The 15,979-nt window shown below is 40.9% G+C and carries 14 protein-coding genes and 1 riboswitch; all 14 genes read left to right on the top strand.

Annotated features, from left to right (window positions below; all coding sequences use genetic code 11):
* Window positions 1-402 precede the first annotated feature (402 nt).
* Window positions 403-1,947, top strand: coding sequence for a TPM domain-containing protein (locus tag NSS67_RS19430; RefSeq protein ID WP_339315230.1), 1,545 nt, complete (start codon window positions 403-405; stop codon window positions 1,945-1,947).
* 169 nt (window positions 1,948-2,116) lie between these two features.
* Window positions 2,117-3,235 (top strand): phosphodiester glycosidase family protein, encoded by a 1,119-nt coding sequence (locus NSS67_RS19425; RefSeq protein WP_339315229.1) that lies wholly within the window; start codon window positions 2,117-2,119, stop codon window positions 3,233-3,235.
* A gap of 121 nt (window positions 3,236-3,356) precedes the next feature.
* A complete protein-coding gene (locus tag NSS67_RS19420; RefSeq protein ID WP_339315228.1) occupies window positions 3,357-4,289 on the top strand; it encodes a LysR family transcriptional regulator in 933 nt (310 codons plus the stop codon).
* 16 nt (window positions 4,290-4,305) lie between these two features.
* Entirely contained in the window at window positions 4,306-5,415 is a 1,110-nt protein-coding gene (locus NSS67_RS19415) for a 5-methyltetrahydropteroyltriglutamate--homocysteine S-methyltransferase (protein WP_339315227.1), read from the top strand.
* Window positions 5,416-5,572: 157 nt separating this feature from the next.
* On the top strand, window positions 5,573-6,292 hold the full coding sequence (locus NSS67_RS19410) for a YebC/PmpR family DNA-binding transcriptional regulator (protein ID WP_339320639.1): 720 nt from the start codon (window positions 5,573-5,575) through the stop codon (window positions 6,290-6,292).
* Between the two features lie 7 nt (window positions 6,293-6,299).
* A riboswitch (Fluoride riboswitch) is annotated at window positions 6,300-6,361 on the top strand.
* Window positions 6,362-6,428: 67 nt separating this feature from the next.
* Window positions 6,429-7,733: a voltage-gated chloride channel family protein gene (locus NSS67_RS19405; protein ID WP_339315226.1), complete on the top strand. Its 1,305-nt coding sequence runs from the start codon at window positions 6,429-6,431 to the stop codon at window positions 7,731-7,733.
* A gap of 166 nt (window positions 7,734-7,899) precedes the next feature.
* Window positions 7,900-8,616, top strand: a complete 717-nt coding sequence (locus NSS67_RS19400; protein WP_339315225.1) for an ABC transporter ATP-binding protein — start codon at window positions 7,900-7,902, stop codon at window positions 8,614-8,616.
* A complete protein-coding gene (locus NSS67_RS19395) occupies window positions 8,613-9,350 on the top strand; it encodes an ABC transporter permease (RefSeq protein ID WP_339315224.1) in 738 nt (245 codons plus the stop codon). The genes NSS67_RS19400 and NSS67_RS19395 overlap by 4 nt, the downstream gene beginning before the upstream one ends.
* Window positions 9,351-9,363: 13 nt before the next feature.
* Window positions 9,364-10,119 carry a MerR family transcriptional regulator gene (locus tag NSS67_RS19390; RefSeq protein ID WP_339315223.1) on the top strand — a complete coding sequence of 252 codons (756 nt, stop codon included), beginning with the start codon at window positions 9,364-9,366 and terminating at the stop codon, window positions 10,117-10,119.
* A gap of 412 nt (window positions 10,120-10,531) precedes the next feature.
* A complete protein-coding gene (locus NSS67_RS19385; protein WP_339315222.1) occupies window positions 10,532-12,085 on the top strand; it encodes an ABC-F family ATP-binding cassette domain-containing protein in 1,554 nt (517 codons plus the stop codon).
* 8 nt (window positions 12,086-12,093) lie between these two features.
* Entirely contained in the window at window positions 12,094-12,249 is a 156-nt protein-coding gene (locus NSS67_RS19380; protein WP_339315221.1) for a hypothetical protein, read from the top strand.
* A 246-nt stretch (window positions 12,250-12,495) separates the two neighbouring features.
* Window positions 12,496-13,362 (top strand): ABC transporter permease subunit, encoded by an 867-nt coding sequence (locus NSS67_RS19375; RefSeq protein WP_339315220.1) that lies wholly within the window; start codon window positions 12,496-12,498, stop codon window positions 13,360-13,362.
* Between the two features lie 17 nt (window positions 13,363-13,379).
* A complete protein-coding gene (locus NSS67_RS19370; protein WP_339315219.1) occupies window positions 13,380-14,303 on the top strand; it encodes a carbohydrate ABC transporter permease in 924 nt (307 codons plus the stop codon).
* Window positions 14,304-14,355: 52 nt separating this feature from the next.
* Window positions 14,356-15,915, top strand: a complete 1,560-nt coding sequence (locus NSS67_RS19365; RefSeq protein WP_339315218.1) for an ABC transporter substrate-binding protein — start codon at window positions 14,356-14,358, stop codon at window positions 15,913-15,915.
* The last annotated feature ends 64 nt before the right edge of the window (window positions 15,916-15,979 follow it).

Below are 15,979 nucleotides of genomic sequence, written 5' to 3'. Positions count from 1 at the left end.
AGTCTTTTTGTTGTTGGAGGCATTGGCAAGATATCTCAGGTTCCGATAGTGGTTGTTACGGACTGTATAGCTGCTATTTCAGCTTTTTAGCTCATTTTGCTGCGGTATCGGACTGTATAGCTCTTATTGGCTAGCTTTTGCGGTTAAAAAGTGTGATTTTGAGTAAATAGTTGCAACTGAGTCCGATAGTCTGCCGAAAACCCGCAATTTAACTAAATAGAGTCCTCTGAGTCCGATCTACCACCTGCGACAGTGTGTCCCTCTTAAGAAATCAACACAAAACAATAATTCGCAACTCCATTTGTCCGTTGTGTAATTTATTCAATAGAATAAAATGGAACTATTGTGTAAGCTGAGCGTAACCGATAGATATAAGAGATTATGATAGATCAGGAGGTACATATGAACTACAGAACTTTTAAAAAAATGCTACTCACCACACTTGCTACTTTAATGTTAAGTGTACTGCTGCTTCCGGCTTTGACTTCAGCTAAAACGGCCGTGCCTAAGCATACCGGGTCATTTTATGTGAATGATTTTGCAAATGTGATCGACGAGAAAGCTGAGAATTACATGGTGAACTATGGGATTCGATTACATCAGGATACGGGAGCTCAAGTCGTGGTCGTGACAGTCGATTCTACCAATGGGGTTTCAATGGAAGAGTATGCAACTTCGCTATTCAATAGCTGGGGCGTTGGTTCCGCGGACAAGAATAATGGGCTTCTATTGCTGCTTTCTATAAAAGATGATGACTACTGGGCGGTACAAGGTAAGGGTATTGAGAACACATTGCCTAACAGTAAGATTAAAGATATTCTATCTCAATATCTTGAGCCAGATTTTGCAGCTAAAACATATAGTAATGGCGCTCGCAAGACGTATGGTGCTTTTATCCAAGCAATGGGTGGAACATGGGTGGAAAATGTCGGTACCAAAAACTATGTATCCGACAATGCCGGTGTACTCAAAAAAGTGACTAAGGATTATTTAAACGAATCTAGTAACAGATATAAAACTACAACTGGCAGTGGAATTTACCTGGTTACTGTTAAGAATGCAGGAGATAAAACGCTTCAGGATTATACCTACATGAAGTTTGCCTCCGTTGGTGCTGGCCCTAAGGATGTTATGCTCGTGCTAGACATTGGTGGAGACAACTATCATGTTCTGCAAGGGAAGGACATCGACAAAGTTCTAACGAATGATGCGATCAGTAATATTTTGGATACCGTTCTTGAACCTCAATTTGTGAAAAAAGATTACGGAACGGGAGCTACGGCAACTTCCAATGCGTTGTACAGCTTCTTGTTGGCTAGAGCGGATCAATCCGTTGGAGCTACGGGAGCTAGTGGAGGCACTACAGCCACCAATTCTTCCTCAACAACCACTTCAGCAAAGGAGACTAGTCTTAGTGTAGGCAAAGGTCTTCTAATTTACTTATTGATAATTGGTCCGCTCTTACTGTTCGGATATGGTCTTTCACGACGCAATAAATATATTGAAATGTACGGTTTGCCAATTAATCCATATAGCCCAAGAAATATTCGTCGTTATGGGAATTGGTACGGTCAAGCGGATTACGGTTATGGTAGACGTTGGCACAGACGTTATAATCACCACCATCATAATCGCCACCATCATCATAGAAACACACCATCAAATAACTCACAGTCAAGCTTTTGGGGAAACAGTGGTGGAGGCGGATCTACTAGAGGTGGAGGTGCAGGACGTTACTCCTCAAGCAACGAGAACCGTGGTGGTGGAGGTTCCAGTAGTGGTGGAGGAGCAGGAAGACATTCTTCAAGTTCTTCCAGCAGTAGTTCTAGCAGCAGTTACTCTAACAATGATAGAGGTTCTTCCGGTGGAGGTAGTTCTTCCGGCGGCGGTTCATCTGGTGGTGGAGGTAGCGCTAGTAGTGGTGGAGGAGCAGGAAGAAACAGATAGTTAATGGCGAGCAGGTTTCCTAATTATTGGAAACCTGCTCGTTTTGTTTTAGGAGGTTACTTATTTGTTTTAGGTTGTTACTTAATAGTAACTTTTCATGAAATTTATCGTCTATGATAAGGTTAGACATTTGTTTTCATATTTCGCAATAGTCAGGGAGGAAAAAGAAGTGAGCACTTCATCATTACCTCAACGTTCTACAGTACGCAAAAAGAAACCAACTAAAAGACGTAAGAAACGGAGCTTTTTTCGAACACTATCAAAAGTGTTTCTATTTTGCTTCATTTTGTTGATTGCTGGTGGCGGTTGGTTCTACTTTGCACCTTCGGCTAAAAATCTGCGCTATTCAATCGCTGATACACTGATTACAACACAGCACCGCTACATGGCTAAATATATTATTGGCGAGGACGGATTGAAGGACAGAGTGACTGAATATAGCTCCCTATTTGAAGAGATGGGGGTCGAAAAGGATACACATACGATCACCCCTGAACCAGAAGAAGTGAAAGAGAAGCCGCTGGTCGAGATAGAGAATGTCTCAGGTACCGGATATTCCGGATATGTCATGATCGTTAATGATCCTACTAAAGTTCGTCTAGGAATTCCAAATAAGGTAGGGTCAGGTGAGAAAGTAACTAGTATGGTGAAGCGTACAGGTGCTATCGCCGGAGTGAATGGTGGTGGGTTCGCCGACCCCAACTGGAAAGGTAACGGGTTTAAACCCATTGGTATTGTAATCTCTCAAGGTAAGTTATATTACAACGGTCTGGGCGGCAAGAAATCCACACAGATCGTAGGTCTTGATAAACAAGGGAAAATGGTTGCTGGAAATTATTCTTTAGATGAGATTAATAAAATGGGCGTTCAAGAGGCTGTTACTTTTAGCCCTCGTCTAATCGTCAATGGAAAAGGATTGATTAAGAACGCGGCTGAAGGTTGGGGAATTGCTCCAAGAACAGCGATGGGTCAGCGTGCTGACGGGGCGATTATTTTTGTTGTGATCGATGGAAGACAACCAACTTATAGTATTGGAGCAAATCTTTATGATGTGCAACAAATCCTTCTCAAGCACGGAGCGGTAATTGCCGCTAATCTGGATGGAGGTTCTTCTACGGTACTTGTAAAAGACAATGAGATTATGAACAAGCCATCCTCTCAATATGGTGAACGATACTTGCCTACAGCTTTTCTTGTGTTTGAGCATCCTGAGCAGGTTGATATGCCGAATATTTGGAAAGGGCTTGATCCTTCTAAAATTGATGCTGCTAAGAAGCGTACACACTAAAACACCTTAATACGATAATGAGATAAGGAATATCTTGGATTGCCTTATGAAAATATGCTACGATATCACCTAGCAGGAAATAGAATGCAGAATTAGCAGGTCTGGAACAGGGGGAATAGGAGTGACGTTGCAGCAGCTCCGCTACGCTATCGAAATTGCAAATAGTGGCTCCATGAATGAGGCGGCAAAAAAGCTCTTTGTCTCTCAACCGAGCCTGTCCAATGCCATTAAAGAGTTAGAAAGTGAACTGGGGATTACGATTTTTGAACGGACCAACCGTGGAATCAGTATTTCCGTAGAGGGAATGGAATTTCTTGGATATGCCCGCCAAATCATTGAACAGACTGAGCTTATGGAGAATCGTTATACTGGAAAAAAGCGCAGTCCGATCTATTTTTCTATCTCCACTCAGCATTATGCCTTTGTAGTTGACGCCTTTGTTAATCTCATGAAGCAAAATGATGTCACAGAATACAATTTCAGTTTGAGAGAGACGCAAACCTACGAGATTATCGAAGATGTGCGAACCTTGCGTAGTGATTTGGGGATTCTTTATATTAACGAGAGTAACTATAAGCATATGAACAAGCTGTTTAGTGATGGTAATCTGAAATTCACGCCACTCTTTAATACCGATCCACATCTTTATGTCAGGTCCGGACATCCGCTAGCCAACAAGGAAATCATTACTCAGGATGATATTTTGCCGTTCCCTTATATCACTTTTGAACAGGGTGAGAATAATTCACTGCATTTCTCGGAGGAAATGTTAAGCTTTTCGCAAATGGAGAAGAATATTAAGGTGAATGACCGAGCGACACTTACCAATTTATTAACGGGTACGGATTGCTATACGGTGGGGACAGGCATTCTAGCTTCTGATTTAAATGGAGATGGACTGAAGACGATTCCTTTTGAGAGTAATGAAGTATTCACAGTTGGTTGGATAGCCCATAAAGATCGAAGACCGAGTGTAATGGCATCAAAGTATATTGAGATTTTAAATGACTTGGTTTCAGGAAGTTATTTTGATCTTAATCATTTTTTACTATAGCAGTAGGAGGATCGGTATGATTAAACCCGTAATTGGCACCCAGAGAAATGCTCCACCCTTTCGCTACGATATCGTTGGCAGCTTCTTACGAACGGATGAGATTAAAGCAGCCCGCCTCCAATATGACAATGGTGAAATCACGGGTAGTCAGCTTTATGAAATAGAGAATATTGAAATTGCCAAGCTTTTGGAACATGAAAAAGAAGTAGGTTTATTGGCGGTCACAGATGGCGAATTCCGCCGTTCCTGGTGGCATCTTGATTTCTTTGTAGGGATTAAAGGAACAGAGAAAATCAACTTAAATCAAGGAAGATCGGAAGGGGCTCAGCGTGCGGAATCTTTTCGAATCGTAGACCGAATTGCCTTTGAAGATCATCCGATGATCAAGCAATTTATCGATCTGAAGCAAATGGCTGGTGACCGATTTCCGAAAATGACGATTCCTTCGCCTGCTTTATTTCACTTTGTGCAGGATTTTCACGGGAATGAAGTATACCCGGATCAGGAAACGTTATTCCAAGATATTATTGCTGTATACCAAGCAGCAATTCAAGCGTTCTACGACGCAGGCTGCCGATACCTTCAGTTAGATGATACGACTTGGGGAACCCTAAGTAGCGGTAGACACCGGGCTCATTTGCGAAGCAGAGGTATAGATCCAGATCAGTTGGCTAAGGACTACGTTAGGCTGATTAATGAGAGTATTGCCAGACGCCCGCAGGACATGACGATTGCACTACACGTATGCCGAGGCAATTTTCGTTCTACATGGTTTGCGGCGGGTGGTTATGAGCCTGTGGCCGAAGAGCTTTTTTCGAATACTAAAGTGGATGCCTTCTTCTTGGAGTATGATAATGAGCGGGCGGGCGATTTTGAGCCCTTACGATTTATTAAAGATCAATTTGTAGTATTGGGACTAGTGACTACGAAACATGGTGGTCTTGAGAGCAAAGAACAACTTAAAGCGCGTATTGAAGAAGCGGCACAATACGTAGATATTGAGAAGCTTTGCTTAAGCACTCAATGTGGGTTTGCTTCCACCGAGGAAGGGAATATCCTAACGGAGGAAGAGCAGTGGGATAAAATACGGCTCGTAATTGAAACAGCTCGAGAGATTTGGATATAGTTTTTAGAAGACTCCTGACTGATTCAGGGGTCTTTTTATGAGTGTATTGTGACAGCTTAGTGGATTAACCTACCAGTGCACTTTACTAGAGCTATTAATCAAGGGTATAATAAGTAACAATTGTTTTTAATTCATGTTGAAAGAGAGCGGGAACAATATGGGTCGTAAGTGGAATAATATTAAAGAAAAGAAAGCCTCCAAAGACGCTAACACAAGTCGCGTTTATGCAAAGTTTGGTGTTGAGATTTATGTAGCAGCCAAGAAAGGTGAACCTGATCCAGAAGCAAATCGGGCCTTGAAGGTTGTATTAGAACGTGCAAAAACTTACAATGTACCAAAAGCGATCATTGACCGCGCGATGGATAAGGCTAAAGGTAGCGGTGATGAGAATTATGAAGAGCTTCGTTACGAAGGATTTGGACCTAATGGTTCAATGATCATCGTTGATGCACTTACGAATAACGTTAATCGTACAGCACCTTTGATCCGTTCTACATTCAGTAAGAATGGCGGTAATATGGGTGTCAGCGGATCAGTAGCCTACATGTTTGACTCCACGGCTGTTATCGGTGTGGAAGGTAAAACTGCTGATGAAGTGATCGAGATGATGTTCGATGCTGAGCTTGATGTACGTGATGTACTGGAAGAGGATGAAGCGGTTATCGTGTACGCTGAGCCTGATCAGTTCCATGCCGTACAAGAAGTATTCAAGAATGCAGGAATCACTGAATTTACAGTTGCTGAGCTTAACATGCTTCCACAGAACTATGTAACACTTCCTGAAGATGCTCAAGCGCAGTTCGAGAAATTAATTGATGCTTTAGAAGATTTGGAAGATGTGCAGCAGGTCTATCACAACGTAGAGTTTGAAGACTAAGAATAATATCTAACAAGGCGATGGAGTTCGCCTCAACCGTCTCATGAGACTAATGACTCCTACCAGTGTGAGCTTCACTGGTAGGAGTCTGTTTTGTTGTTGGGACTAATTTATACTGACTTTGGGAGCTGTCTTTATGAATCAATGGTCTGCACGATGGTATGAATTCGTTAAGAAAAGAAGTCATTTTGCACTCTGGAGTACATTTATTAAATGGATTGTACTCGGAAGTGTGGTTGGACTCTTATCGGGAACTGCCTCGGCTTTCTTTCTAAAAAGCTTAGACTACGTAACAGATGTACGTTTAGAGCATCCATGGCTGCTTTACTTGCTGCCCCTTGGAGGCGTACTTGTTAGTTTCTTATATATGCGTTACGGGAAAAACAGCGCTAAAGGAAATAATCTTATTTTTGAACAAATCCAGGATGGTACAGAGACTATTCCATTACGCATGGCACCTTTAGTATTGTTCGGAACACTGGTAACCCATTTGTTTGGCGGATCTGCCGGACGAGAGGGAACAGCTGTACAAATGGGAGGAAGCCTCGCGGAGTGCTTTGGAAAATTAATCAAAATCAGCCCGCTGGATCGCAAAATACTGTTAATGTGCGGGATTAGTGGAGGCTTTGGCTCTATTTTCGGAACACCGCTGGCCGGAACCTTATTTGGTTTAGAGGTAGTAACCATAGGACTCATTAGCCAACAGGCATTACTTCCTTGTTTTGTAGCTAGCTTTGTTGGTGATTTGGTCACCACTCGTTTGTGGGGCGTTCATCATACTCATTATGTAGTGAATGAATTTCCCGCCTTAAGTCTATCCATTATTCTAAAAGTGGTATTGGCCTCTGTAATTTTTGGCCTCGTGAGTATTCTTTTTAGTGAACTGACTCATTTTCTAAAAAGAACCTTCACCTCCATGATCAGCAATCCAATGTTAAAAGGTGCCATAGGTGGATTAATAATCATTGCGTTAGTATTCATTGTCGGGTCCCGCGATTATCTGGGTCTCGGTATCCCATTAATACAGGATTCATTTGAGGGTGAAGTCTCGCCGTTCGCTTTTTTATGGAAGCTGATTTTTACCGCCTTTACTTTAGGGACAGGCTTTCAGGGTGGTGAAGTTACTCCGTTGTTTGCGATTGGAGCCACATTAGGCAATACCTTGGCTGGAATATTACATGTGTATGGTCCCTTTTTGGCTGCGCTCGGTTTTATTGCTGTCTTCTGCGGAGCTACTAGCACGCCTATCGCTTGCTTTTTAATGGGGATCGAGCTGTTTGGTTCGGAAGGTGCCATTTATATGTTCATTGCTTGCGTGGTGAGTTACTTATTCTCCGGACATTCAAGTATTTACACTTCACAGCTTATTGGTGTATCAAAGAGCCAGTTTATTTCAATCCCTCAAGGGACTAGGATAAGTGGTGTTAAAAAGAAAAAATAAGGTTGTAGGATTTTAGAAATTATTATCATCTGACAGAGGATGGTTAGTTCGTAATATGAACTGACCTCCTCTGTTTTTGTTTCCAAAAAACAAACCCTCCAATATAACACCAGCCTTTACTTCATTTGATATAGTGTAAACCTAATATCTGAAATGAGGTGGGGATATGGTCTTATCCGTAAATAAGCTCTCTGTACGCTACGGAGATAAAATTGCTGTCCAGAATTTAAGCTTTTATTTAGGCGAAGGTAAGGTGATTGGTTTACTAGGTGCAAATGGAGCGGGGAAATCTTCGAGTATTGCAGCGATTTTAGGTATCGAGAAAAGTGTTTTTCAAGAGCTCGTTATACTTGGGAAATCGCCAATAACAGAACGAAAGGAAGTGTTTCAAAAAGTTGGCGTGCAATTCCAGGATACGAATTTTCAAGATCGCTTAACTATTGAAGAAGCGTGTATCCAATGGCGTGCTTTATACAAAAAACCACAAGCTATCGATCCTTTACTTCTTACCTTTGGATTGTATGAAAAGAAAAAACAGTTAATAAAGTTACTATCAGGTGGTGAAAAGCAGCGTTTAGCTGTTTTGTTGGCCCTTTTGCCCAATCCTCAGCTCGTCTTTTTAGATGAACTAACAACGGGTCTTGATACTAAAGCGCGTAAGATGCTGTGGAAGCAGCTGTTGACTATGAAAGAAAAAGGTCTATCGATTGTACTCACCTCTCATTATATGGACGAAGTAGAAGCTCTTTGCGATCATTTAATCATTTTAAAAGATGGGAAAACAGTCGCCTCTGGTTCCGTTCAAGAAATTATTACTCTTAGCGGACAAGCAACATTAGAGAATGCTTATTTATATTTTGCGGGTGAGGAGGAATGGGAATGAAATTATTTTGGACACTACTAAAGATTGAGGGCAAGCTTGTTTGGAAAGGCATGGATATACTCATATTCGGGATCATACTCCCGATCACTTTGGCGACTCTTTTTGGATATGTCATGAGTAAAGATGTATCTACTAGCGGAGCATCCATGTTTGAAATCTCCTATCCTGCTGTCATTTGTATTGGAGTACTCGCGACAGGCGTGATGGGTGTACCCCTTACCATTGCTGACTATCGTCACCGGGGAATTTTAAAAAGATTCCAAGTAACACCTGTATCCCCCTTGCATATTTTATTTGCACAAGTCGTTATTCAATTATCTTCAGCATTTGTTTCATTTATTGGCGTTACTATTGTATATACTTTATTATTTGATTATGAAATGAGAGGTTCATGGGGAGTCTTTCTGCTCACTTATGCATTTGTTGTGTGTGCGATGTACAGTATTGGAATATTCATTGGCAGTATTGTGCCTGATCAGAAATCTGCAAATTTATGGAGTTCCGTTGCTTACTTTACAATGCTTCTATTTTCGGGCGCAACGATTCCATATGAAATTATGCCACGATTGTTCCAATGGATAATGGATATTCTCCCTCTTGCGCATGGCATTCATTTACTGAAACAAGTTTCGATAGGAGAGCCTATTCAGCAAATATTCATTAGTGTTATTATCCTTGGTTTATGTATATTGATGGGTTTAGGTGGCACCATCAAATTTTTTAAATGGAAGTGAAGGAGGCGTACGGATGTATAGCACCAAAGAAATCGCGAGTCTTGTTAACGTACATCCGAATACCGTTCGCATTTATGAGGAGTGGAAGTATATTTCACTTGTTCCTCGTACAGATAATGGATACCGAGTATTTTCGGAGCTCCATTTATTTCAGCTTCAAATCGCAAGAACTGCTTTTCATTGTGAGATTATTCAAGGTCATAGTCGAGCAAAAGCACGTGCGGTTGTTGAAGCTAGTGGTAAAAAAGATTTCAAGCTGGCCTTTAAACTTGCCCATGACTATTTGGCTCATCTTGAACAGGAATATCAGCGAGCCCTAGAAGCTATTCAATTGGTTGAACAATGGCTCAGTGGCAATGAATCCTTGTCTAATCAGACGTATACTCGGAGTGAGGTCACTCAATTGTTGAATTTATCATCTGAAATCCTAAGGAACTGGGAAAGAAATGGTTTATTAACGGTTCCCAGATTACCGAATGGCTATCGCATGTATACTGAAAGAGAATTAAATAGAATGAAGATTATTCGTTCCTTACGAGCTGCGCACTATTCAATGAGTGCCATACTTCGACTTTTCAATACAGCAGAACGATCAAAAGAATTAAACATCAAAGTAATATTAGATACACCTGGAGAGTACGAAGATATTGTTACAGTAACGGATCGTTTAATCCATTCTCTAGAAGAAGCGATACAAAAAGCAAAAGAAGTTATTCAACTATTAGAGAGTAAAAATAATTATAATTTTCCGCTCTTGGTTGACAAGTAGAGGGATGCGTTTTAAACTGTTACCAAATGAAGGGATGGTTTAACATGATTCATGTAGAAACTGTAAAGTTATATACCAGAAGCTGCTCCGAACATACGGATACAAACGATGAAACGTTGTCCGGAGCTTAATCAAAAGCGTATTGCTTTTATATCATCGAATGATAGCGAGTCCGATTTAGCGTGATATGTCATGCTTATTTGGTAATGCTATCTTTCGATGTTAATGATTAAGAGGCTGTAGACAATTTTCGTCTACAGCCTTTTGTGTTATATTGCTCAGTTTCTACACTGACAATTATATGTTCGTGCCGTTCATTCGTGTACTGACAAGCAGAAGGCTTGCACCTAAGGGTGCAGTGTCTTCTGCTTTTTTTGCGTTCTTAATTAATTTCAGAAAAGAGGAATAGGAAATGAGTTTACTTGAGGTTTCTAATTTGACGCATGCTTTTGGCGATAAGGTTCTATACAAACAGGTTTCTATGGATTTGTACAAGGGTGAGCATGTAGGGGTGGTTGGACAGAATGGAACGGGAAAGAGTACGTTGATTAGCATCTTAACGGGCGAAGTGATTCCGGACGAGGGAATGATAAAGTGGCAGCCTAATATTACAATTGGTCATCTCGATCAATATGCTGCCATGGATGGAAACAGTACGGTTCATAATTATTTAAGACAGGCTTTCTCAGAATTATATGAACTAGAACGAAAAATGAATGATCTTTATGAGGAATGCGCTGTAACTGGCAATGAGCTATTATTACAAAAGGCAGCAGACTATCAGGAACGTTTAGAAGCGCTAAACTACTATTCGTTAGAGAGCAACATCAGTAAGATGGTTACGGGTCTAGGGATTAACGCGATTGGAATCGACCGCCCCATAGAGCAGTTAAGTGGGGGGCAGCGGACTAAAGTCATACTGGCCAAGCTTTTACTTGAACAACCTGATGTGCTATTGCTCGATGAACCAACCAATTATCTGGATACGGAACATGTTAACTGGCTCGCTGAATATCTGATTGCATTCAATCAAGCGTTCATTGTCGTATCTCACAACTATGCCTTTCTTGATAAAATATCCACTAGTATTTGCGATATTGAAGGGGAAACGATTAAAAAATACCATGGGAAATACTCAGATTTTGTGAAGCAGAAGGAACATTTACGAGAAAGTCATATCCGGCAATATCATGCACAGCAGAAAAAAATCGAAACTACTGAACTATTCATTCGAAAAAACGGTGCAGGTGTCAATTCCAAAATTGCCCGTGGTCGCCAGAAACAGCTGGATAGGCTGGAACGAATCGCTGCTCCTACTTTTGTCTCCAAAGCGTCTATCCGTTTTAAGGAGCTTCCTTGTACGTCACATGTAGCGCTTAAAGTGGATCACTTAGTGGTTGGTTACGATAAGCCTTTGTTGCCAAAACTGAATTTTTCTATCCGTGGTGGACAAAAGCTCGTGATTAGAGGGTTTAACGGAATCGGGAAATCAACATTGCTTAAAACGTTGGTTGGAGAAATTCAGGGGATTACCGGTAGGTTTAAGTTCGCAGAACAAGTAAAAATCGGTTATTTCGAGCAAGATTTAGCTTGGGAAGACGATACAATGACCCCTATTCAGGTGATTTCAGCTTATGATCCCAAACTGACAGTAAAGGAAATACGTCGCCATCTAGCGCAGTGTGTGGTTAAAGATAACCTTGTAACACAGTCTATCCGTACACTTAGTGGCGGCGAACAATCTAAAGTTAAGTTGTGCTTATTACTGCTTTCAGAATACAACTTCCTAATCATGGATGAGCCAACCAATCATTTAGATGCTGAAACGAAAGACGCTTTACAGAAAGCTCTAATTCAATTTAACGGTACTGTGATTCTAGTTTCTCATGAGGAACAGTTTTACCAGGGATGGGTCGATCGTGTGCTTAACATAGGAGATGAAACCAGAAATAAAGGAGTTAAGTAAGCGATCATGTGGTACTAATTTTGCAGCAACGAGGATTGTTCCGCGAGGAATATGAATCGGATACATTACGTGGTAATCTGGACGTTTTTGTTCCAGTGAATCAGTATACGTTAGAATCAACGGGGCAAACCGTAAAGCAGTATTGTTTTTCAAATATTATGTAAGTGCTTCCTGTAGTGGGGCTGATTCCTAGTAAATCGGTTGTACAAACAGGAAGCTTTTTATGCATATAAAACGCATAATGTAAACGCATTCAAAAATTCCGTAAAATTACCACAAATCAAATATTATTCCCGCTGATTGCTTAAAGACCATATGTTAACCTTAATTTATAGGAAATATTTGAAATAGAAAGGAAGGTCATAATGAGGTTGGTTAGGGAGATTAGAATTAATAGGGCTCTATTTTTGATGGCGCTTCCAGCAATCATTTTTCTTATTATATTTAACTACTTGCCGATGTTTGGGGTCGTTCTAGCATTCAAACAGTATAATTATACGGATGGAATTTTTGCCAGCCCGTGGTCCGGTTTCGAGAACTTCAAATTTTTGTTTGCTACAAGTGATGCTTGGAATATTACGCGCAACACCTTGTTGTATAACGCTCTATTTATTGTATTAGGATTGATTCTGTCGGTTGCTCTAGCTATTGTCTTTAACGAGATTAAGAGTAGATTTATGTCGAGAATGTATCAAGTGCTCACCATTATGCCGTACTTCCTCTCGTGGGTTGTAGCTGGTTTTATCTTTTACGCATTTCTGAATGTCGATAAGGGGTATTTGAATTCATTGCTTCAATCCCTGGGATTTGACCCCATAGCGTGGTATTCAGAGACAAAATATTGGCCGTATATTCTAGTCTTCGCTCACCTATGGAAGTCCATTGGATATACCAGTGTCATTTACCTTGCCTCCATTATGAGTATTTCAAGTGAATATTATGAAGCTGCTGTGATCGATGGTGCTTCGAAATGGAAGCAGATTTGGCATATTACGATTCCTGCACTCAAGCCGATGATGATTATTCTAACGATTCTAGCCATAGGCAAAATCTTTTACGCAGATTTCGGGTTGTTCTTCCAGGTTCCTCGTGATTCTGGGCAACTGTACGAAGTGACACAAGTAATCGATACCTATGTATACAACGGGCTTAAGACGTTAGGGAATATCGGGATGTCGGCTGCCGCGAACTTCTACCAGTCCATCATAGGATTTGTGTTAGTGCTAGTATCCAATCTGGTTGTCCGAAAAATCGATAAAGAGCAAGCACTATTTTAGAGAGAGGGGGTACAGGTATGGCAGTAGCTCGTAGAAAACACTATTCAATTAACTCCGTGTCGTTACCCTGGAGTATTATAATGCACGGCTTGATGCTCATCTTTACGCTGATATGCATCCTGCCTGTGATACTCGTCCTTGTCGTTTCTTTTACAAGTGAACAGGACTTAAATACGTATGGATATCAATTTTTCCCGAAGGCATTTAGTCTCGAAGCGTACGAATTTTTGTTCAAGACAGGGGATCAGATCCTTCAGTCATATATTATTTCCATTATCGTAACTGTCGGAGGTACCCTTCTGAGCCTCGTCGTGATGTCTATGTTCGCCTACACTCTCTCACGCAAGGATTTTAAATACGGGAAAGCATTATCCTTTTTCACCTTCTTCACGATGTTATTTAGTGGAGGACTAGTACCTTCCTATATGGTTAACACCTCATTATTACATCTCGATGATACAATTTGGGCGTTAATTCTACCGTATACTGTAAACGCATTTTATGTCATTATTCTTCGAACCTTTTTTGCAACGACAATTTCACACGATATTATTGAATCAGCCAAAATAGACGGTGCACGGGAATGGACGATATTTACACGGATTATCGTGCCTCTATCGAAGCCGGGATTGGCGACAATCGGTTTGTTCAGCGTCATTGGTTATTGGAATGATTGGTTTTTAGGACTGCTCTATATCAATGATGCGAAGCTGGTGCCCATTCAATATTTATTGATGAAAATGCAGAGTAGTCTCGATTTCATTAAGCAGAATTCGCAGCTTGCTAATTCGGCTGACGGTATTCAATTAGCACTTAATTCTCCGACAGAGAGTGGTAGGATGGCATTAACGGTATTGGTTATGGTTCCGATCTTATTTGCTTATCCGTTCTTCCAGAAGTTCTTTGTCAAAGGATTGACGCTGGGTAGTGTCAAAGGCTGATCTCGCCAAGTGCGGTTAGCATATATATTATATTTTTATAGGGGGAAAAAGAATGAGAAAGTTCAAAGGGCTACTTATGACATCACTGGTTCTAATTATTATGTTAACTGGATGTACGAGTAAGAATACTGCGGAGCCATCTACTTCTCAAACATCATCTACTTCAACAGACGAGCAGAAGCAAGATGATTCTTCCCAAAATCTAGACCCTGTCGAATTAACTTGGTATCAGAATATGGGTACTAAAATGAAAGATGAGAAATTGGTAATTGATGAATTGAATAAATATTTAAAAGAAAAGATCAATACAACGGTGAATCTCGTCGTCATGACGAACGATGATTTTACTACAAAAATACCGCTGATCATGTCCACGGGTCAACCGTATGACGTTGTATTTACAGCGGGGTGGGTTAATCAATACTTACCTAACGTAGCAAAAGGTGCATTTGCACCGATGAATGAGCTTCTTGATGAATATGGTAAAGAAACGAAGGATTTTATCCCCAAAGCGATGTGGGATGCCGTTAGTGTGAAAGGACAAATCTATGGCGTTCCAAGCTATAAAGAGGTGGGTCACCAATACGGCTTGTTTATTAACACGGATATTGCGGATAAGTATGGTTATGACTTGACGAAAGTGAAGAAAATTGAGGATTTAGAACCATACTTTAAAGATTTGAAACAGAAGGATCCTAGTATCATCCCTTTTACAGGCTTAACAGCAGATATGATACTAGGTGCTGAACATTTAACAGGGGACTGGGATTTGCCTGCAGTTGCTAAGGTGGATACAACGAATACTTATGCATCACAATCTGCCGAGGTATTTAATCAATATGCAACACCAGAGTACGCCGCATTTACAGAGCTGCAACATCAGTGGTGGGTCGCTGGATACTTGCCAAAAGATACTGTGAAGTATAACGAAGAAGGTAAGATTACGGCGGATGATAAAGCGGGTAAAATCTTTGCCTGGCCGATTGGCTATGCCCCAGGCTATGAAACGACATATGCGACTCAGGTTGGTCATGGCGTCACCTATATTCCGCTAGCGAATCCTATTTTTGAAACATCCGATGTTTTTGGTGGATTACAAGCCATTTCCGCGAATTCTAAGCATAAGGATCGCGCGATGATGCTATTGAACCTCGTAAATACGGATAAGTATGTTGGAACGCTTTTACGCCATGGTATTGAAGGGACACATTATGTCATGAAGGGGGATCAATTGGATCGTTCTGCAGTAGCTGGCATTGATGCAAAAAATCATCCATATGATTATACATTTGGCTGGCAGTGGGGAACAGTATTCAATCAAACATGGGACGTTTCTTATCCTGCTAATATCGTAGACATATTTAAGAAATTTAATGATGCATCTATCCCGACATCACATCTTGGTTTCAATTTTGATGCTACACCGGTTCAGACGGAAATTGCTGCATTGCAGAACGTAGTGAAAGAGTTTAAAAAGCCTTTGGATTATGGAATGGTCGATCCGAAGACGTACCTACCAAAATTTATCGATAAGCTAAAAGCGAACGGTGCGGATAAGTTGACTGCAGAAGTACAGAAACAGGTAGAGGCATGGAAGGCAACACAAAAGTAACATCTGGTTAATGGATTTCATAATAAGCGGCGACCTGACATATTTGCTAGGTCGCTTTTTTATT

It is taken from the genome of Paenibacillus sp. FSL R10-2734 (assembly GCF_037963865.1).
Lineage (GTDB): Bacteria > Bacillota > Bacilli > Paenibacillales > Paenibacillaceae > Paenibacillus_AQ.
Note: the sequence above shows the minus strand (reverse complement) of the source record. Positions and strands in the feature narration are given on the sequence as shown.